The sequence below is a fragment of the [Scytonema hofmanni] UTEX 2349 genome, assembly GCF_000582685.1.
Taxonomy (GTDB): Bacteria; Cyanobacteriota; Cyanobacteriia; order Cyanobacteriales; family Nostocaceae; genus Hassallia; species Hassallia hofmanni.
The window spans coordinates 2,035,316-2,055,575 of the sequence record NZ_KK073768.1; the positions used below are offsets into that span (position 1 = coordinate 2,035,316).

The 20,260-nt window shown below is 41.8% G+C and carries 13 protein-coding genes and 1 pseudogene; 5 read left to right on the forward strand and 9 right to left on the reverse strand.

Annotated features, from left to right (window positions below; all coding sequences use genetic code 11):
• Positions 1-193, forward strand: a pseudogene (ubiA, locus tag TOL9009_RS47290) (4-hydroxybenzoate solanesyltransferase); the annotation flags it as partial.
• Here the strand turns inward: ubiA and TOL9009_RS47295 are convergent.
• Positions 190-333: a hypothetical protein gene (locus TOL9009_RS47295; protein WP_186227556.1), complete on the reverse strand. Its 144-nt coding sequence runs from the start codon at positions 331-333 to the stop codon at positions 190-192. The pseudogene ubiA and the gene TOL9009_RS47295 sit on opposite strands and share 4 nt — an antisense overlap.
• A 219-nt stretch (positions 334-552) precedes the next feature.
• Here TOL9009_RS47295 and TOL9009_RS0114180 point away from each other — a divergent pair, with 219 nt between their 5' ends.
• Positions 553-741, forward strand: coding sequence for a hypothetical protein (locus tag TOL9009_RS0114180; RefSeq protein ID WP_029633389.1), 189 nt, complete (start codon positions 553-555; stop codon positions 739-741).
• A 17-nt stretch (positions 742-758) separates the two neighbouring features.
• Here the strand turns inward: TOL9009_RS0114180 and ctpC are convergent, their stop codons facing one another.
• Positions 759-2,042, reverse strand: coding sequence for a carboxyl-terminal processing protease CtpC (gene ctpC / locus TOL9009_RS0114185; protein ID WP_029633390.1), 1,284 nt, complete (start codon positions 2,040-2,042; stop codon positions 759-761).
• Positions 2,043-2,080: 38 nt separating this feature from the next.
• On the opposite strand from ctpC, the gene TOL9009_RS48425 reads away from it, so the two are divergent.
• Complete coding sequence (locus TOL9009_RS48425; protein WP_190909688.1) at positions 2,081-2,221, forward strand: hypothetical protein; 141 nt, start codon at positions 2,081-2,083, stop codon at positions 2,219-2,221.
• A gap of 168 nt (positions 2,222-2,389) precedes the next feature.
• Here TOL9009_RS48425 and ispG read toward each other — a convergent pair whose 3' ends face one another.
• The 5 genes from ispG to TOL9009_RS39135 all read right to left on the reverse strand — a co-directional run bounded on the left by ispG (position 2,390) and on the right by TOL9009_RS39135 (position 9,832).
• Complete coding sequence (ispG, locus tag TOL9009_RS0114195; protein ID WP_029633391.1) at positions 2,390-3,616, reverse strand: (E)-4-hydroxy-3-methylbut-2-enyl-diphosphate synthase; 1,227 nt, start codon at positions 3,614-3,616, stop codon at positions 2,390-2,392.
• A 189-nt stretch (positions 3,617-3,805) separates the two neighbouring features.
• Positions 3,806-4,771 carry a 7,8-didemethyl-8-hydroxy-5-deazariboflavin synthase subunit CofG gene (gene cofG, locus TOL9009_RS0114200; RefSeq protein ID WP_029633392.1) on the reverse strand — a complete coding sequence of 322 codons (966 nt, stop codon included), beginning with the start codon at positions 4,769-4,771 and terminating at the stop codon, positions 3,806-3,808.
• A 166-nt stretch (positions 4,772-4,937) separates the two neighbouring features.
• Positions 4,938-6,776, reverse strand: a complete 1,839-nt coding sequence (gene sppA, locus TOL9009_RS0114205; protein ID WP_029633393.1) for a signal peptide peptidase SppA — start codon at positions 6,774-6,776, stop codon at positions 4,938-4,940.
• Between the two features lie 202 nt (positions 6,777-6,978).
• Positions 6,979-8,025, reverse strand: a complete 1,047-nt coding sequence (fni, locus tag TOL9009_RS0114210) for a type 2 isopentenyl-diphosphate Delta-isomerase (RefSeq protein ID WP_029633394.1) — start codon at positions 8,023-8,025, stop codon at positions 6,979-6,981.
• Positions 8,026-8,107: 82 nt separating this feature from the next.
• Positions 8,108-9,832: a ShlB/FhaC/HecB family hemolysin secretion/activation protein gene (locus TOL9009_RS39135; RefSeq protein ID WP_084763215.1), complete on the reverse strand. Its 1,725-nt coding sequence runs from the start codon at positions 9,830-9,832 to the stop codon at positions 8,108-8,110.
• Positions 9,833-10,101: 269 nt separating this feature from the next.
• On the opposite strand from TOL9009_RS39135, the gene TOL9009_RS0114220 reads away from it, so the two are divergent.
• Together TOL9009_RS0114220 and TOL9009_RS0114225 are read left to right on the forward strand one after the other, a co-directional pair.
• Positions 10,102-15,099, forward strand: coding sequence for a CHAT domain-containing protein (locus TOL9009_RS0114220; RefSeq protein ID WP_029633395.1), 4,998 nt, complete (start codon positions 10,102-10,104; stop codon positions 15,097-15,099).
• Positions 15,038-17,260, forward strand: a complete 2,223-nt coding sequence (locus TOL9009_RS0114225; RefSeq protein ID WP_242055174.1) for a CHASE2 domain-containing serine/threonine-protein kinase — start codon at positions 15,038-15,040, stop codon at positions 17,258-17,260. Before TOL9009_RS0114220 ends, TOL9009_RS0114225 begins: the two co-directional genes overlap by 62 nt.
• Positions 17,261-17,431: 171 nt before the next feature.
• On the opposite strand, the gene TOL9009_RS0114230 is transcribed toward TOL9009_RS0114225, so the two are convergent.
• Complete coding sequence (locus TOL9009_RS0114230) at positions 17,432-18,307, reverse strand: DUF928 domain-containing protein (protein ID WP_029633397.1); 876 nt, start codon at positions 18,305-18,307, stop codon at positions 17,432-17,434.
• Between the two features lie 400 nt (positions 18,308-18,707).
• Positions 18,708-20,204: a UDP-N-acetylmuramoyl-L-alanyl-D-glutamate--2,6-diaminopimelate ligase gene (locus TOL9009_RS0114235; protein WP_029633398.1), complete on the reverse strand. Its 1,497-nt coding sequence runs from the start codon at positions 20,202-20,204 to the stop codon at positions 18,708-18,710.
• Between the last annotated feature and the right edge of the window lie 56 nt (positions 20,205-20,260).

Genomic DNA, 20,260 nt, shown 5'->3' on the forward strand with positions numbered 1-20,260 from the left:
TTGGTTAGGTGTTTTAATGCATCTTAAGTATGCATTTTGGATTAGTCTTACAATTGCTGCTGTTGCCTGGGTTTGGGAATATCTTCAATTAATTAAAAAAGACCTTCCTAATGATGTTTACGCTCAAATGTTTAAACAAAATGTTTGGATTGGTTTTATTATCCTTGGAGGAATGATTGCCGGCTCTTTCTAATTAGATGTAATATCATGTCCGGGCAATCCCCATAATTGATGAAGAACCCCTCCCCAACCCTCCCCCTCCGGGTTCGCCACTTCGACGGGACGGAAACCGACACCGCCGAGTGGACTCACCGCTTGCGGGGAGGGTGCCACAGGCGGGTGGGGTTCTTTTATTATGGTTATTTATTAGGACATGATATGACGCAAAAATCGCCAAAACTTTGAATTTACAGCAGATTTCAGGTTTAGGAAGTACATATATAAAACCCAAAATCTTGTAGAGACGTAGCACTGCTACGTCTCTACACCGCCTATTGCACGCAACCGAGAAGCGCTATAGAATCATCAAGAAACAAAATTTTTAGAGGAAGTATGAATTATCCACAATCTTGGCATATTGTCAAGCGCCCTACCGGAAATTGTGAAATCGTCCCCAGCCAAGAAATAACCGAGGACGATAATCTAAAAATTATAGAACAATGGGGACCATTTACATCAGTTGGAGAAGCGATCGCCCGCCGCGTAGGGCTGATTCGCTCAGGCAAATGTCAACCCGTATAAAATAAAAGTTACCTATTTCATTTTTCTGCCCTTGTAGTGCCTTTGGTGGCAATTTCTTTACCCAAAACTTCTATTGCTTTCGCAAATTGCGGGTCGGCTAGTGTAGCCAGTTTATCACGCTCGCGCAGCCACAATTGTTGTTTTTGGGCATCAGTCAAATCTACCTTGACATCTGGGTCTATTCCATGCTTATTAATATCTTTGCCACTGGGGGTATGATATTTAGCGATCGTTACTGCTAATCCTGAACCATCGTCTAGAGGACGCACCGATTGTACTAAACCTTTACCAAAGGTTTGAGTACCAACTATAACAGCACGCTTATTATCCTGCAATGCGCCGGAGAGGATTTCACTAGCACTAGCGGAACCTTTATCTACTAACACCACCAGCGGTTTATTTGTCAAAGCGCGTCCGTTTGCCACTTCTTTTTCTGCCTGACCTTGGCGAGGAATAGTTGAGACAATGGTACCGCTATTTATAAACATTCGGGCAATGTCTACACTAGCGAATAATAAACCACCTGGATTTCCGCGCAGATCCAGAACATAGCCAGCAACCCTTTTGCTTTCTAAATCTTTAATTGCGGTTTGCATTTCCTTAGCCGCATTAGCGCTGAACTGGTTCAAGCGAATGTACCCGGTGTTCCCTGCTGGTGTTTGCTTTTGGGAATACTTCACTGGATGGATTTCAATCCGTGCGCGTTTAATTTGAAAATCTTTTTGTTGACCGTTACGCTCAACACTTAAACTTACCGAAGTATTTGGTTCGCCACGAATTAAGGATACAGCCTTATTAGTATCCATTCCCTTAGTCGATTTCCCGTCAATTTTGAGGATCTTATCCTTTGCCAGAATTCCAGCCTTAAAAGCTGGTGTATCCTCAATCGGGGCAATTACAACCAACTGCTTCGTTTTTTCATCTTGACTAATTGTGATGCCTATGCCTATCAATTCGCCAGAGGTGTCCACTTGCATATTCTTGAATTCCCCAGGGTCCATAAACCGGGTATAGGGATCATCCAGCTTTTTCAGCATTTCCCGGATGGATTTGTAAGCTTCTTGCTTGTTGGTGTAGGACTTGCTCAAGTACTCACGACGAACAGCCTGCCAATCTAATTGATTAAAAGTACCGTCTACGTATTGACGTTGAACAATTTGCCAAACCTCGTCTACCAATTCTTTGGGACTTTCTTTAAATAAAGCCTGTCCTTGGGAGTTAATGCCAAGGCTAGTAACAGCAATTGTGGTTAATGTTACTGCCGTAGCACCCAAAACAAGTCCATTTTTTGTAATCACCATAATGACAGCTGCGCGGCTAAGGAAAAAACATATTCAGTATGCCCAATCTAACACAGGGTATCACTGTAAAGACCGGGCATGTATTCTTATTTCAGAAAAATGATTTGCAATCCGGTTTTTCTGGGGATTGGGGATTGGGGACTGGGGACTGGGGATTGGGAAGAACAGAACCACAATGATAATCTCTTTCAAGCGTCCTTAGTCCCCAATACCCTTGGTGTTCAGCCCCAAATCCTCGTATAGACGTAGCATTGCTACGTGTGTTACATACTATTTTTTACCACCAAATCCTTAACACCAACTGTATTACTCCAGTCTTTAGTCCCTAGTCCCTAATCCCTAATTTATTACGGTTCTACCCAGCGATCGTCTGCTTTAATCAAATTAATTAACTCCTCTACACCTTTATCTTCTGGTACTTTTTTGATTTCTTCTCTCCCTCGATACAGAGAAATATACCCAGGAGTTTTGCCGACATAACCATAGTCAGCATCAGCCATTTCTCCCGGACCATTGACAATACAACCCATAACTGCAATGTCTAGCCCAGTTAGGTGTTTTGTTGCTTCTCGGACTTTGTGCAGCACTTCTTCTAAATTAAACAAAGTACGTCCGCAAGAAGGACACGCTACGTACTCTACCATCGTCTTTCGCAATCCTAAAGCTTGCAAAATGCTGTAACAGACGGGAATTTCTTTTTCTGGTGCTTCAGTTAGAGAGACGCGGATTGTATCACCAATGCCATCAGCTAACAAGGTGGCAATACCCGCAGTGGACTTAATCCGTCCGTATTCGCCATCACCAGCTTCTGTCACGCCTAAATGTAAAGGATAATCCATACCGTGGTCGTCCATGCGCTTTGCCATCAAGCGATATGCGGCTAGCATTACTGGCACTCGTGAAGCTTTCATGGAAATAACCAAATTATGAAAATCCAAAGATTCACAGATGCGAATGAATTCCAAAGCAGATTCTACCATTCCTTCTGGCGTGTCGCCGTAGGTAAATAGCATCCTTTCGGCTAGGGAACCGTGATTTACACCTATTCGCATTGATTTACCTTGATCGCGCAAGGAAACTACTAGAGGTTCTAAAGTTTCACGCACTTTTTCGCCGATTTCATCGAATTCCGTTTTAGAGAATTCGCTTCTATTCGCATTTGGCTTTTCAAACACATATAAACCAGGATTAATCCGCACTTTTTCGATGTGTTTGGCAACTTCCAAGGCAATTTTCATGCCGTTGTGATGCACATCAGCAACGATGGGTACGTCTTGGTAAGTTTTAATTAATTTTTGTTTAATTTCTGCCAATGCTTTGGCATGAGCCATACTTGGTACTGTGACTCGGACAATTTCACAGCCAATTTCGTGCAAACGCCGAATTCCTGCTACAGAACCATCAATATCAAGTGTGTCTTCGTTAATCATTGACTGCACTACCACCGGAAAGCCACCCCCAATGGTGACATTGCCAACTCTCACAGGACGGGTTTTGCGTCGTTTAATAGTTGTGTCAAAAGAGGTTTGACTAGATGGGGTGTTTGAAGTAGGAAGTGTTGGTAAGGTTTGCATATCAGGTAAATTTCCTGTAGCTAAAATATCAGATTAAAAAAGCCCTGTTTCCCAGATTGCCACAGATGAGGCATTTTTTGGAGTAGGTAGTTGAAAAAAAGATGAAAGATGAAAAGACATCGACCGAATTTAAATATGCGCTATCCACAACCCTTGTAGAGACGCGAAATTTCGCGTCTCTACATTTTTTCATACTTTTTTATGGGCATTAGTTCGCGATCGCTTCACCACTGCTTGCAATTCCACTGATAACCAATCATCAAACTGCGGGTAAATTGGCAACCTCGGCACAACTTCCCAGCCATCTTGCTGTAAAATTTCTTCCAATGTCTCTATTTGAAGATGCTGATAATCGGGATTTACTTCATCTTTTGGTCCAATTCCCCCTAAATCCCTGGCACCAGCTTCTAGACAAGCGAGTAACCATTTGCGATCTTTGACTAAATTCGGGGGAATTTGAATGGTAATATCTGGGGGGAGAATTTGACGTGCCTGAAAAACGACTTCTGGTAAATTATACAGGTCAAAACCAGGTGCATCAAAGGTTTGCTGATATCCAGGGCTATGAGGTTGCAAGATGACTTCTTGAATGTGATGATAACGCTGATGCAGGTGAGTAATGGCTTCTAATGTTTCCCACCAATCATCCTCAGTTTCCCCGATTCCCAGTAGTAACCCGGTTGTAAAAGGAATTTGTAATTTACCTGCTAACTCTAATTGTTGCGATCGCACGAATGGTACTTTACTTGGTGCGTATTTATGGACTGTATTTAATAGTACGGGGTTTAGTTGCTCTAACATCAACCCCATAGATACATTAACTGTCTTTAATTTTGCCATTTCTTCATCACTCAGCACTCCCGCATTGGTGTGTGGCAAAAATCCCATTGAAAGTGCCAATTTACACAAATCATAAATCCGCTGAAACCAGGCTTGGCGCCTGGATGAAGAGGGATGCACTTCACCACTGAGTATGAGAATTTCACAGACATTTTTGCTTTGAAGTTGTTTTAAAAGACTTTCTGCGGCTGATATAGTCATCCAGGGGCTAATCGAATCTGTCCGAAAGTTGCAGTAGGTACAACGATTAAAGCACTCGTATGTGGGAACAATTGTATAAGCAGGGCTGTAAGTAATTGTGCGGAAACTTTGCATAAAATACAGTGTATTAACTTAGTAAAGCTTTGCACAAGTTCGAGCGCGTTTTTTAACGCAAAGGAACGCGGAGGTAAACGCAGAGTGACGCAGAGTTTTTGTGATAAATTTTCGTCATGAATTTATGCTCTTGTTGTACTTAGACTAAATTCTGACTGGATATGGCTTATTTAATTGTAAGGTTGAATGGCAAACGAGCATAAACGCCGAGGGGATCGTTCATTTTTTGCATAATCGCTAATTCTTTTTGTAGTTTCTGGAATTCAGCGGTTAGTAAGTCGGGTGATTTAGTTGTTGCTTTCTCAATTCCCAAAATAGTCCGCACTTCTTGAGTTGCCCTCCCAAAAAAACGTTCTTCAAAGGTGCTGTGTCTGGGATGCTCTTGTAATTCCCAATCGTTTCCTAATTTGGCGCTTTTAGTGGCATAATCTATAGCAGCGTCAATGCCGCCAATTTCATCAACTAAACCGATTTGCTTTGCTGCTACCCCAGACCAAACTCGTCCTTGAGCAATTTCTGCTACCTTTTGTTGGGGGAGTTTGCGTCCTTGAGAAACTTTGTTGAGGAATAGATTGTAAATGTGGTTGACGCTGCGCTGATAAACAGCTAATTCTTCGGGAGATTTGGGACGAGAAACGGTTTGACTATCAGCATAGCGTCCGGTTTTGACTGAATCCCAGGTGATGCCGTTATCATTTGCCAATTTTTGCCCATTTAACAGTAAGCCAAAGACACCGATTGAACCTGTGATGGTGTTTGGTTCGGCGAAAATGCGGTTGGAATCGCTAGCTATCCAGTAACCACCAGAGGCAGCGACATCACCCATTGAGACAACTACTGGTTTGATTTTGCGAGTTAGTCGTATTTCTCGCTGCATCACTTCAGCGGCAGTAGCGCTACCACCGGGACTGTTGATCCGCAATACTACGGCTTTGACGTTTTTATCTTGTTGTAGTTTGCGGAAGGTTTTGGCAAAGCGATCGCCTCCAACTTCGCTATCATTTCCTTCTCCATCGACAATTTCGCCTTCCGCATAAACCACAGCAACTTTATTTTTAGAGTCGCGTTCTATACCAAATTCTTTACCAGAAACTCCAGCGTATTCTGCTAGGTCAATTTGGCGGAATGTTTTATCTTCCTTGTCGCTATCAGTTAACTTTTTTAAATCGCTAACTACTTCATCGAAATAGTCTACCCGATCCACCAAACCCCCAGCTTTGGCTTCGTCAGCCATTAAGACAGCTTGATTATCGGCGATCGCTTGCAACTTTTGAGGGGTAAGTTTGCGACTTTTACCCACCGCAGTCCGCCATTCTGACCAAACATCATCCAACAATTTTTGAGTTTGTTGGCGGTTCTCCAGACTCAATTTTGGTAGTATATACGGTTCCACCGCACCTTTAAATTTACCAACGCGCACAATTTGAACACCTATACCATACTTTTGCAATGCTCCCGTCAGAAACATTGTTTGTGTACTCAAGCCGTTAACTTCCATCGCTCCTAAGGGATTGACGATAATGGTATCGGCAACTGAACTTAAGTAATATTCCCGTTCCCCTAATTCCATGCCGTATGCTATAATCTTCTTGCCAGAGGCGCGGAACTTCTCCAACTCTTGACGGATTTCTTTAAGAGTCGCAAAACCCGCAACGCTACTACCTGCTGAGGAGTGAGTTGCATCTAAGTAGATAGCAACAATTCGTTTGTCACGTCGCGCTTTTTCTAAAGCATCGATCACCTTGCGGAGTGACATTCTATTCTCAATTTCTCCTGATAGTGCTTGCTGAAAAACTTCGTTAGAACTTGGTTCGCTGTCAGTGATTTTCGTTGCCAAGTCAAAAACTAACACTGATTTATCCTTAACTAGTGGTCCAGTGTCTTTTGAGGTAGCGGCAATGATCAACAAAAAGAACAGTGTGCTGGTGCCGACACCGCAAAAAATAATTAGTCCCAGTAAGCTGCCAATTAAGCTAGCAAAAGTTTGTTTGAGAAAATTATGCATTTTTTTAGTTATTAGTCATTAGTCAATAGTCAAAAACCTTGGACGATTGACTTGTTTATAATTCCACCGAATATTTCACTGTTAACATTTGTAAAGAGGTTTCGCCGGAACGTCTCTACAATCGTGTAGAATAACGAAAAATCGTTATATTAAGGGGTAATACCCATGATTCGCCAATGATATCCTTGTCGAGAAGAGGGGGTTAGGTTTCTATTTTTTGTAAACTTCCAGAATTTTGCAACTCATATAAGGTAGCATTACCAGTACAGAATAGCACTGTGGTGATTTCAGCGATTAAGACATCAGCCAAATCGTGAAGTGCTGATTCTCCCACGGCTGCTGCTTGCAAGAATGGCATTGCCAAACCTGCAATATCTGCTTTCAGTGCGATCGCTTTTGCCACATCCAATCCATGACGCAATCCCCCAGAAGCTATTAATGGCACTTTTGGTGCAATACTCCGAATACTTGTAATACACTCTGCTGTCGGTAAACCCCAATCAGCAAAGGTTTCTCCTAAACGTCTTTGTAAAGGATTTTCTGCTCTTTCGCTTTCTACCTTCGCCCAAGATGTACCACCTGCACCGGCTACATCAATTGCTGTCACTCCCGCAGCAATCAGCTTTTCTGCCATTTTTGCAGAAATACCATTTCCAACTTCTTTCACGATTACAGGTAATTTTATTTTACCACATAAGTCGGCAATTTTGTCAAGCAATCCGCTAAAATTTGTATCGCCTCGCGCTTGGATGCATTCTTGCAACGGGTTCAGGTGTAAAATTAAAGCATCGGCTTCTAAAATATCGACTACGCGCAGACATTCATCTATACCGTATTTATAATTAAATTGCACAGCGCCTAAATTCGCAAGCAGCAAAACGTCTGGTGCGTACTTTCGCAGCGCAAAGGTATTCGCAACAGAGGGTTTTTCTACTGCCACGCGTTGAGAACCAACGCCCATTGCTATTTTATAGTGTTGTGCGACTTCTGCCAAACGACGGTTAATGATTCCGGCTTGTTCTGTACCACCAGTCATGGAAGAAATTAACAACGGTGCCAGGAGAGTTTTCCCTAAAAACGTTGTGCTGATGTCAATGTCCTGACGGTCTAGTTCGGGTAAGCAAGAATGAGTAAATCGATAGCGTTCGAGTCCATTAGTGATTTGCTGACACTGAACGTCTTCCTCAAGACAGATACGGATGTGATCTGCTTTGCGAGTTTGGGTAGAAAAGCTGATGGGAACGTTCACGGGTAGATTAACTGAAACTTGTATAAATTATAATTCTGTAGTGAGCGCTTCAGCGCTCTAATTTGAGGACGCGCATTCCTGACTACGGTTGATAACGCAGGCTAAAATAAAAGCCTTCATCTTGGGCATTATTACCTTTATCGTTTAAATCGATGAAGGGTATTCCATAATCGAGTCGTAAAGTTAGGCGATCGATTCCTAATGCTTGATTCCACAATACCCCTAAACCTGCACTTGCTAAAAATCTTTGCCTGGGTAGTTTGTTAGGATTATCAGATTGATTCCAGATGGCTCCCATGTCGAGAAATGGTATAAGCTGAATAATGGATAATCCTGACTCGTTGCGTTTGACTGTGAATCGATCTTCGATCGCTAAACGAAAGCCATTATCCCCAGAACGAATATTTTGCCGATATCCTCTCACCGACTGTCCACCACCAATTACGAATTGTTGGGAAGGTAATAAGCTATCTGGTGTTAGTTGTAAATCTGCTTGAATCAGCAATAAGTTATCGTTATTCAGTTGTTGTACGCGCTGTGCTTGCGCCAACCAACTGAAAAAACGACCGTCAGGAATAGAGCCATTATTTATGGTAGCATCAAATAAGCCAATACCAAAATTAAATTGCGATCGCACAAAAGTAGCCCCTTGCGGGTCGCGTTTGACATAATCTTGGCTAAACTTGATTACACTGGTACGACTAACTCCATTTTCATCGGGACCAATGCCAAAAGGGGTGGGAAGTCGATCAAAAAGAAAGGTTTGACCATCTTGATAGGTAAATCCTAACGAAAGAGCAAATTCTTCTCTTGGCGATCGCACTAACGGCTGACGATAATTGATTTCATATAAATTTTCATCTGCCCGAATGCCTAATCTATTAAATGGAGCTTCGGTAATTTCATTCCGATTGGGAGCAACTCTAAATTGTACCTTGCCATTCATGGCGTTAACGGGAATTTGATAACTAAAATCAAAAACGTCAGAACCACCTGAGAGGGTATGGTAATATGAGGCTGCCAACTCATCACCGATGCCGATTAAGTTGCGATCGCGCAATTCAATACCCAATCTTTCTCCACCAACGCTAGGTGGTGAATAGTTATCTACACCAAAGTTAACGGTTATCGGGTTCGCTTCTTGCACTCTGACAATGAGAATACTTTGACCAACCTTACCTGTAGGACGTAAACTAGCTTCCACATTGGTGAAAAGTGGATCGATTCGCAGTAACTTTAGTTGGTCTTCAAGTTGTATAGTATTAAGAGGGATGCCAGCACCAAGTTTGATGCGATCGCGAATATAACCTGGATTTAATCGCTTTGTTCCTTGAACTTGAATTTCTGATACACGTCCTTCGATGACACGAATTACCACCACACCGTCTTTAGTTTGCTCAGTTACCGGAATTGCTCTGGAATTGATATATTTTTGATTTAAATAAAGCTGAGTAATTTTATCTGCGGCTTGTCTAATTTCTTCAATCGTTAATTCTCGTCCGACATAGGGTTGTAAAATAGGGTTAAAGTCTTTTTCGCTAAAAACAGTGCTATCGACAACTTTGATTTGACGGACAAAAGTGCGTTCGCTTGTTTCTGGTTTTGTTGCTGGGTTAATATCTGATGTCTGTGCAATTGGGGGAAATGTTACGTTATTTATATTGCCATCGTCAGCCGTAGCTTTTAGTGCTATGCAAACAATGCAGATTGAGTGCAGAATTAACAAACCATATCTGACACATATATTTTTGGTGCTATGGTAAAGACGTTTCGGTGGAACGTCTCTAGGATAAATTAGGGATTTCATAAGACATACTAGGAAGTGTGGAAACTGCGCCTTTGATATTCAGCAATAGACACTGACTGCTTGTTTATGATGCGTTACCTGAAACCAACAGACGTAGCAGTGCTACGTCTGTTACATTTATTTTCTTTCTTCTGATGTCTGAGTATGTCATATCTGCGACTAAATCGGATTTTTGTACTTTAAATAGTTACATTTTTTAGTGATTTCACTGAGATGCTCCAGATGAGCATTATATTGTGATTACACCCTTGAATTGCTACGAGCGTTCCATGTCGCCATTAATCTCCATTATTATCGTCAACTACAATCGGGAAAATTACCTGGGAGAAGCGATCGCTAGCGTCTTAGGACAGACATGGCAAGACTTGGAGTTGCTAATTTGGGATGATGGTTCTACAGATGAATCAGAAAAAATCGCGAACAAGTTTGCTCAACAAGATCGGCGAGTACGGGTAGTAAAAGCACCTCATTTAGGTATTGCGGCAGCGCGTCAAGCAGCAGCTTTGCAAACCACAGGAGAATACATCGGCTTCTTAGATAGCGACGATTTGCTGGCTCCTACCGCTTTAAAGGAAACTGCCGCTGTACTTGTACGCAATCCGGAAATGGGTTTTGTTTATACTGATTATTATGATATAAATGCAAGTGGTAAAGTTACCAGTTACGGTCATCGCTGTTCGATTCCCTACTCTTTTGAACGGCTGTTGGTAGACTTTATGACTTTCCATTTTCGCTTAGTTAGGCGATCTCTTTTCGAGCAAGTTAAGGGTTTTGAAGGTTCACCAGATGTCGTTGAAGATTACGATTTATGTCTGCGACTCTCTGAAGTTGCTGCTGTCGGACGGGTGAAAAAGCCACTTTACTATTATCGGACTCATCCAGGGAATATTACCCAAGAGCGTAGATTGGAAATGCTTCTATTATCCCAGCGGGTAATTGCTGAAGCGTTAAAACGGCGGGGACTTGCTGAAAAATATCAAATTGATCTAGAATTATCCAACGGTCGGTTTTTATTGAAGCGCAAGCAAGTATTAGAAGACAGAAAAAAACAAAGCTTCTACAGTCAGCTTTTTCAACCAAATCAAGACTTAGACAAAAACTGCCATGTACTCTGCGGTTCCTTATTCGGTGACTCCTGCATAAGTCCTGTAAATAATAATTTCCGCTATGTTGCACTAAGTCTTCTTCCCCTATTTGCAACGATAAGCGCGGGATTAGCTTCAGCGCAACAAATTATTCCCGCTGCGGATGGAACAAGTACGATTGTGACGCCTAACGGAAATAGACTTGATATTAGTGGTGGTAAAACTTCTGGGGATGGGGCAAATTTATTTCACAGCTTTCAAGAGTTTGGCATTTCACGAGAACAAATCGCTAATTTTCAGGCTAATCCAGTTTTGCAAAATATTCTGGGTAGAGTTACGGGGGGTAATCCTTCCATTATCAATGGTTTGATTCAGGTAACGGGTGGAAGTTCTAATTTATTTTTGCTGAATCCAGCTGGAATTGTGTTTGGTGCAAATGCTAGTTTAAACGTTCCTGGTGCTTTTACAGCGACAACGGCAAATGGTATTGGATTTGGGAATCTTTGGTTTGATGCGATCGCCAATAATAACTATACTGCGTTGGTAGGCAAACCCAACGGATTCGCTTTTACAACTAACCAACCAGGAGCAATTATTAATGCTGGGAATTTAGGTGTGGGGACGGGTCAAAATTTAACTTTATTAGGTGGTAAAGTAATTAATACTGGGCAACTTTCCGCTCCTGGGGGGCAAATCGTCGTTACTTCTGTTCCTGGACAAAATTGGGTACGCTTGAGTCAACCGGGAAATATTTTAAGTTTGGAAATTCAGCCTTTGAGCAATGAATCAAACTCCACTATTCCCGTCGCTTCTTTACCAGAGTTGCTCACTGTGGGGAATACTGGTTTAACTGCTAATTCTGATGGTACTGTACAACTAACAAATTCAAACCTGAAAATTCCAACTTCCCCAGGTACAACTATTATATCTGGCAAAGTTGATGTCTCAGGTTCCACCGGGGGTACAGTCAATGTTTTGGGTAAGCAAGTTGCGGTAATTAATGGAAATATTGACGCTTCTGGCAGTAATAATGGTGGTACGGTGTTAATTGGTGGTGATTATCAAGGTCAGGGAACGGTTCCCAATGCGAATCAGACTTATGTTGATGCCAACTCTGTGATTAATGCTGATGGTAAGTTGAATGGCAATGGCGGACGTGTTATTGTTTGGGGTAATGACAGCACTCAGTTTTTTGGTAATATATCCGCTCGCGGTGGGGTTAATGCTGGGAATGGTGGTTTTGTGGAAGTATCTGGGAAAAATTTCTTAACTTTTCAAGGTTATGTTGATACTTCAGCGAATAGCGGTAATTTTGGTACTTTATTATTAGATCCGAGCACATTAACGATTATCGATGCGCCTTCAGGTGGTAGTTTTGATGGTACGGCTGGTAATATTCCTTTTGCATTACCTGATAATGGTGCGAATACGATTTCTTGGGGAGCTTTAAGTTTAGCGACAAATATCAACTTACAGGCTACTGGAAATATTACCATTAATTCCATTACTGGAGCTACCCCCGGAGTAACTACCCCAGGTACAGCGACATTGAACGCTGGAAATTTCAGCTTATCTTCTCAAAGCGGTTCTGTCATCTTTGCTAATCCTGATGACACAATCAGAAATACTGGGGGAAATATCAACATTTCTGGAGCGAGTTTATCTTTGGGTAATCTCGACACAACTGGTAATTTTACCACTAGCGGTAATGTAAGCTTGTCTGCAACTGGCAATATTAATGCACGTAATATAATTGCCGTTGGAAATGGATATGGTTCTGGCAATATTAATGTTACCACCACCAGCGGCGGAATTACCCTCAATCAACTAAATACAAGCAATAATAACGGCTTTACTCTTGGGAATGCGGCAGGAACAGTAACTTTAACTGCCGCAGGCGATATCGTGACTAATACGATTGATTCCTCTTCAAATAATGGTTTTGGTTTGGGTACAGGTGGCACCATCATCGCCACTAGCGGTGGTAACATCACTACAGGAGCAATAAACTCTTCCGCAAACATCAACACTAGCGAACGTGGTGGAACTGCTACAGGTGGTGATGTAACTTTACAAACTACTAATGCAGCTGGTAGCACAATTCGTTTTGATAGCATCAACACTCAAGCTGGTCAAAACGATCCTCAACAAGGTATCTTTACTACAGGTGGGAATGTGCAAGTTCTGACAAACGGACTTGTTCAAGGAACCGGAATTGGTGATACGATCGCCACTGGTGGAGGAACTGTTACAATTCGACATGATGGCGGAGCAGATAATGCGCCATTTATTGTTGGGGATGCAACTCTTAATGGTACAGCAGGAAGTATTAACGCGGGGGTAAACTCTATATCTGCCGGTAATCCTCCTTTTCCAGTTTTAGCTAATGGTGGATCTGTTACTATTGGTAATCCTGCGGGGATTACAATTAATTCTGTTAACACCGCACCAACATTAACGACAAACTCCTTAATCTCAAATAATGCTCAAGCTGGTGTTGCTTTTCCTTTTACTTTTACAGCAAACACCAGCGATGTCAATCTTGATAATACCTCTATCGTCCTTGATGCGATTCAAGCCGGAACATTAACGCGAGGTAACACCGTTTTAAATCCGGGAGATGTCTTAATTCCTGGTGAAACCCTTAATTATACATCATCAAGTAATGCAACTGGAGCAACTAATGCTTTTACAGTTCGAGCAAGCGATCGCGTTTCTTCTTCACTACCTCAACAAGTAGGACTTAATATTACTCCACCACCAGAACCACCAGTTATACCACCAGAACCACCAACCCCAACTCCAACTCCTGATCCCTGCACAGTTCAATGCGATAATAATCCAGTTAAGCGGGATAACCGTGTTTCTATCACCACCATCCCCTCTGAGGGAAATCGATCGCTACTTGATACTAATCCCACTCCGGAAGACAAGTTTACCAGTAGAGTTGCGACTCAGTTGGGTATACCCATTCCCAACCGGAAAACATTGGATGATGGTAAAGCGATCGCTCAAAAGATTGAAAAAGCTACTGGTGTCAAACCTGCATTTATCTACATCAGCTTTGTTCCTGTAGAAATTACTCCTTTATCTGTTTCCGGTAATAAACAACTTAATACTACAGCAGAACAGAACAGCGATCAACTCGAATTAGTCATGGTGACAGGAACAGGAAATCCGATCCGCAAACGGATACCCGAAGCGACAAAAGCCAAAGTTCTCAAAATAGCTGAGGAATTTCGCAACCAAATCGTGATTCCGCGAAATCGTCGCACTGACGGTTATTTACCTTTCTCACAGCAACTTTATCGCTGGATAATTTCCCCATTAGAAGCAGATTTAGAAGCGCAAAAAATCGACAACCTAGTTTTTCTCCCAGATGTTGGTTTACGTTCTACCCCGATGGCGGCTTTACACAATGGTAAAGGATTTTTGGTAGAAAAATACAGTATTGGCTTGATGCCCAGTCTCACCTTAACCAACACTCTCTACACAGACATCAAAAAATCTCAGCTTTTAGCGATGGGAGTTTCTCAAACAACTCAAGGACAAGAGCCTTTACCAGCAGTTCCCCTTGAATTATCAACATTGGTGTTTAAGCTTTGGCAAGGGAAATTATTTCTCAATAAGCAAGCGACTTTAGACAATCTCAGAGCTATCCGTCGTCAACAGCCTTTCGGAATTATTCACATGGCAACTCATGCTGATTTTAACACGGGTCCTGTGAGTAATTCATATATTCAACTGTGGGAAGACAAGTTACGCTTAAACCAGATTCGGAAATTAGGCTTTAATGAACCTCAAGTAGAGATGCTGGTGTTGAGTGCTTGTAGAACAGCTTTGGGAGATGAAGAGGCAGAAATTGGATTTGCTGGATTAGCAGTGCTGGCAGGTGTGAAAACCAGTGTTGCAAGTTTGTGGGCAGTCAATGATGCTGGTTCTGCCGCTTTGATGACGAAATTTTACCAAAGCTTGAAAACCTCTAGAATTCGAGCAGAAGCTTTAAGAGAGGCTCAAGTAGCGATGGCAAAAGGAGAGATTTACTTAAAAAACGCGCAAATACGAGGTTTGGGAGAAGTTGGAGGTTTACCTTTACCCGCTGATAGTATCCAGCAACCTGATGGACTATTATCCCATCCTTATTATTGGGCAGCATTTACAATGGTTGGCAATCCTTGGTGATGTTATGTTTGTATTGAGAAACTTTATCAAACAGCCGGCGATTATTTCTAGTGCGATCGCCACAATGTTGCTCTTTGGAATTCAGCGCTTGGGAATGCTAGAACCGATAGAATTGAAGGTTTTTGACCAGATGATACAGATGCGGGGCAATCCTGGTTTAGATCCTCGCATCTTGGTTGTGGGAGTGACTGAAAAAGATTTGCAAAAGTTACAAAAATGGCCCTTATCAGGAGAAATTCTTGATAAGCTGTTTACGAAATTAGAACAATATCAACCGAGAGTAATTGGTTTGGATATCTTTCGGGATTTGCGAGTGGAGCCAGGTCATGATAAATTATTGCAACATTTACAGAAGAGCGATCGCATTATTTCTGTCTGCAAACATTCTGATTCTGTTAATTCTCCCACACCACCAGCAGCAGGAACACAACCAGAGCAAGTAGGATTTAGCGATGTGGTTGCAGACGCAGATGATATTATTCGGCGAAATCTACTATTGCTACAACCAGAATCCACTTCAGCTTGTACAACTCCTTACTCTCTTAGCTTACAACTAGCACTGCGGTATTTGGGAAACATTCAACCCAAATTTTCTTTGAATAAAGAACTGCAAATTAATAATACCATATTTAAACCGTTACAGAGGAACTCTGGAGGTTATCAGAAAGTAGATACAAATGGCTTTCAAATTCTACTAAATTACCGTTCTGTTAACCCTGTCAAACTTGTCAGTGTTAGCCAAGTGCTGGGAAATCAACTCGATCCAGCATTAGTCAAAGATAAAATCGTCCTTATTGGCTCAACGGCACCCAGCATCAAAGATATTTTTAACACACCTTATAGCGCCAATCAACAAGATAACCCAAAAATGCCTGGAGTTGTTGTCCAAGCGCAAATGGTAAGTCAAATTCTCAGCGCTGTTGTCAACAAACAACCTTTATTTTGGTTTTTCCCTGAATGGGGTGAAGTTGTTTGGATATGGGTGTGGAGTTTAGCGGGAGGAATTGTGGCATGGCGAATTGAACATCCACTGCGTTTGACCCTTGCGACTGGGGTTATTTTAACTTCATTGTTAGGAATAAATTATATCATATTTACCCAAGCCGGATGGATTCCGGTAGTCTCTCCCGCACTAGGTTTGATAGTAGCGACAGCAAGTGTCGTTGCCTACAGCGCATTTCGCTACAAACGAGAGCAAGAAAAAATCGCACGACAAATTCAAGAACAAGAAAGAACCATCAAGTTATTGCAAGCACTTTTATCTGAAGGTGAGGATACAGATAATCAAACGCAAACAAGAATTTATATCCTTGAAAAAGACACTGTAGTCAATCAACGGTATAAAGTTATTGAACCATTAGGTTCTGGTGGATTTGGGAAAACTTATTTAGCGTCAGATACTCAGCGTCCAGGTAATCCGGAATGTGTAGTTAAGCACTTGCAACCCGCTCGTCAAGATAAAGAATTTTTAGATGTTGCTAGACGTTTATTTAAAACTGAAGGAGAGATTTTAGAACTTTTGGGAAAGAGCGATCGCATTCCCCAACTCTTAGCTTATTTTGAAGAAAGTCAACAATTTTATTTAGTGCAACAATTTATTCCCGGACATTCTCTCAGCGAAGAAATTAAATCTGGTAAACGTTTATCAGAAGCGCAAGTTATTGATTTACTCGAAGATGTTTTGCGGGTACTAATTTTCGTTCATAGTCATCATGTAATTCACCGAGATATTAAGCCGGCTAACCTCATTAGACGACAACAAGATAATCGTTTAGTTTTAATTGATTTTGGTGCTGTCAAGCAAATTCAATCTCAGCAAATTGAAGATAATCAATCGATTGCAATTGGTACTGCTGGTTACGCTCCTCCAGAACAACTATTAGGACATCCTAGACTAAATAGTGATATTTATGCTTTGGGAATGATTGGAATTGAAGCATTAACTGGAATATCTGCGAGGCAATTTCAAAGAAACCCGCATGGAGAATTAGTATTTAAAGGTGATTCACATGCCGATGCAGTAATTTGGTATAAGTTAGGTAATATTAGTCAAAAATTAGCCACTGTATTAGATAAGATGGTAGCTTACGACTTTATCCAAAGATATCAGTCAATAGAAGAGGTTTTACAGAGTTTGGAGAAGATTTTATTGCCGTTGTGAATCCTTAACACAATTAATTGTGTTAAGGATTCAGGCTTTTATCCAACGTGCTATTCAGCGTTATCAAGTTAAGTTGATAATTTATGACCCTAAGCAGAGTGTGCAGGGATAAACCAGTGCGATCGCCAAATTCTTCCCTCATTCAAGTTTAAATTGTGTCAATACGAAACACTATAGTAAAGGAGCTTTGGCAATTTTTTCTAAACCGACTGATTTCAACAAATCTTCCCAATCAGTTTTAACTCGTAAATCGTTAGGATTGCTGCGTCGTAAATCTGCTACAGTTGTTAAAGTATCTTGCCAAATTCCCGATGTTGCATATAAAGCAGCACGCTCTCTGGGTTGTGCTTTTTGTAACTGAATCGCTAAATTAGGATCAGCTTGAATGCGTTGAATTGAGCCTGTTACTTCTATATCTTTATCACGACTTTGAGTATCGCAAACTACCGAGAAACTCCAAGCGTACTCTTTGCCATTTTGTAAAGATGGTAAATTTGCATTATTCGGGAAGTTAACACGAACAACACCAGATTGTTTACTAGGCTTCAAAGTTGTTTTATATAATTCCCTATTGGTGGTATTATCTTGTAAAACAAACTCTAACGCTTCTGCTGAGTTTTGCGGAACATAAACAAAGAAACTTGGATATGCTGCTGTTGTGAGCTGCGGATCTGTTTTTGGTGTTACAGACATGGGAGCTTGTCCAGTTTCCATACAAGATGCTGCCCGTGATGCGGCTGATTCGCGCCTACCGGGACGTCCTATACTAGAAACAAAGCCTAAAGTAGCTTGACGACGATTTTTAATATAACTTTGGATGTTATTTACTGCTGTACTCGCGTATATATCTCCAGGACGTTGCTGTAATGCTTGCTGGAAATAATTCAAAGCACCTGAATAATTTCTTTGAGCTGTTGCGGCGTAACCAAGTTGCATATACTGGTTGTAATCTGACTGTGCTTGAGCAAGGATTACTTTATTAAAACTAACAGATAGCCCTAATGCCAAGAATACAGACAGATATCTGATCGAGAATATTTTTATCATAATTTTTCCCGGATATTAATATTATATTCTTTACTACAGTTAAATTCAAGTTAATTCCGCAAATAATTGGGAATAGGTAATAGGGTTGAGGGAAGAATTCTTTCCCCCACTTCAATTACGCATTAGACATCTGCATAAATTAATTATGCGTTGCCCGGAACCCTTGTAGAGACGTTCCGACGGAACGTCTTTACGTCTTTTCTACCAGATGTCCATTAGACATCTCCATAAGTTAATTATGCGTTGCCCGGAACCCTTGTAGAGACGTTCCGACGGAACGTCTCTACGTCTTTTCTACCAGATGTCCATTAGACATCTCCATAAATTAATTATGCGTTATCCAGAACCCCTACAAGACTATTCTGTGCTACGTCTCTACATTCTTGACACGGTATATCTATTACCCATTGCCCATTCTTTCTTGTAAAGCGTAGCGAGCGTGTTCTCGGTCATCAAAGTGAATTTTTTCGGTTCCGAGAATTTGATAGTCTTCGTGACCTTTACCGGCGAGTAATACACCGTCTCCGGGTTGAGCTTGCAGAATTGCGGTGCGAATGGCAGTAGCGCGATCGCATATAACTGTCGGATTAATTGTATCAGGAATTCCCGCCAAAACATCTGCTAAAATTCGTTCTGGGTCTTCAGTCCGGGGATTATCTGATGTCACAACGGCTACATCAGCTAACTCAGCCGCGATTCTACCCATTTTCGGACGTTTAGTGCGATCGCGATCGCCTCCACAACCAAATACGCAAATCATCTTCCCAGGAATAAACGGACGTGCGGCTTTCAGCAAATTCTCCAAACTATCGGGAGTGTGAGCATAATCCACAATCACGCTAATTTCCTGCTTTGAACTAATTTGCACTCGTTCCATCCGTCCGGGAACTCCCGGAAACTCAGGTATCACAGAAGCAATTAACTGCACTTCGATTCCTAAGTGTAAAACTGCACCTACTGCTGCGAGGAGATTTTCTAAATTATATTGACCGACTAAAGGCGATTGAAAAGCAACATCACCACCAGGTGTATGCATTGTACCACTGACACCATTCGGCTGATAACTCAAATCACTCATCCACAAATCAGCCGTAGAATCGTTAACACTGTAACTCCAAACTTTATCTGGATTCAAAGACGAAATTAATCGCTTTCCATAAACATCATCGCTGTTAATTATCGCCCGTCCTATGAGATAATCAGAATTGAAAAGTAGTGCCTTCGCCGCGAAATAATCTTCCATATCGCGGTGATAGTCAAGATGGTCTTGAGTGAGATTGCTAAACACCCCCACCTCAAACTGACAACCCATCACCCTACCCTGCGCCAAAGCATGAGAACTAACTTCCATCACCCCGAACTCATTGCCAGCATTTAAAGCTTCTGCTAGCTGCTGCTGCAACTCCACCGCAAACGGGGTAGTGTGGACAGCAGTTTGCTCAAAACCTGCCCAACGAGTATAGAGAGTTCCCATCAAAGCGGTATTTTTATTCGCCTTGTGGAGAAAATATTCAATCAAATGGGTAGTGGTAGTTTTCCCATTGGTACCCGTCATCCCCACAAGTTTGAGTTTTTGCCCAGGATAATTGTAAAACGCTGCTGCTATTTGGGCGCAAGCCTTAGTCATATCTTTTGCAGTAATCAGACAAACCTCACTTGTGGGAGGATTTTTTTCTGCCGCTTCCAGTGAGATAATAGCAGCAACTGCACCAGATGCGATCGCACTTTCCCAAAACTCCCCACCATCAACCCGTGTTCCTGGCATCCCAATAAACAAATCTCCCACACCACAAGCGTGAGAATTCGTCTTCAAACCCTTCACCTCTACATCCATCGCTGAATGTTCAGGTAATTGTCCAATTCCCTCTACACCCGTCAATAATTCACGCAGTTTCATATGAGCGAACCTCGTTACGCGCTAACATTGCGCCTATTCTGCACTATTTTTCAGTT

Excerpts from the sequence above, each read along its gene's own strand:
- TOL9009_RS39135 (WP_084763215.1), bottom strand. The coding sequence starts at position 9,832 with ATGAAATCCCTAATTTATCCTAGAGACGTTCCACCGAAACGTCTTTAC.
- TOL9009_RS48425 (WP_190909688.1), top strand. The coding sequence starts at position 2,081 with ATGCCCAATCTAACACAGGGTATCACTGTAAAGACCGGGCATGTATTC.
- TOL9009_RS0114225 (WP_242055174.1), top strand. The coding sequence starts at position 15,038 with ATGGACTATTATCCCATCCTTATTATTGGGCAGCATTTACAATGGTTG.
- TOL9009_RS0114235 (WP_029633398.1), bottom strand. The coding sequence starts at position 20,204 with ATGAAACTGCGTGAATTATTGACGGGTGTAGAGGGAATTGGACAATTA.
- ispG (WP_029633391.1), bottom strand. The coding sequence starts at position 3,616 with ATGCAAACCTTACCAACACTTCCTACTTCAAACACCCCATCTAGTCAA.
- TOL9009_RS0114230 (WP_029633397.1), bottom strand. The coding sequence starts at position 18,307 with ATGATAAAAATATTCTCGATCAGATATCTGTCTGTATTCTTGGCATTA.
- TOL9009_RS0114220 (WP_029633395.1), top strand. The coding sequence starts at position 10,102 with ATGTCGCCATTAATCTCCATTATTATCGTCAACTACAATCGGGAAAAT.
- TOL9009_RS0114180 (WP_029633389.1), top strand. The coding sequence starts at position 553 with ATGAATTATCCACAATCTTGGCATATTGTCAAGCGCCCTACCGGAAAT.
- ctpC (WP_029633390.1), bottom strand. The coding sequence starts at position 2,042 with ATGGTGATTACAAAAAATGGACTTGTTTTGGGTGCTACGGCAGTAACA.
- cofG (WP_029633392.1), bottom strand. The coding sequence starts at position 4,771 with ATGCAAAGTTTCCGCACAATTACTTACAGCCCTGCTTATACAATTGTT.
- sppA (WP_029633393.1), bottom strand. The coding sequence starts at position 6,776 with ATGCATAATTTTCTCAAACAAACTTTTGCTAGCTTAATTGGCAGCTTA.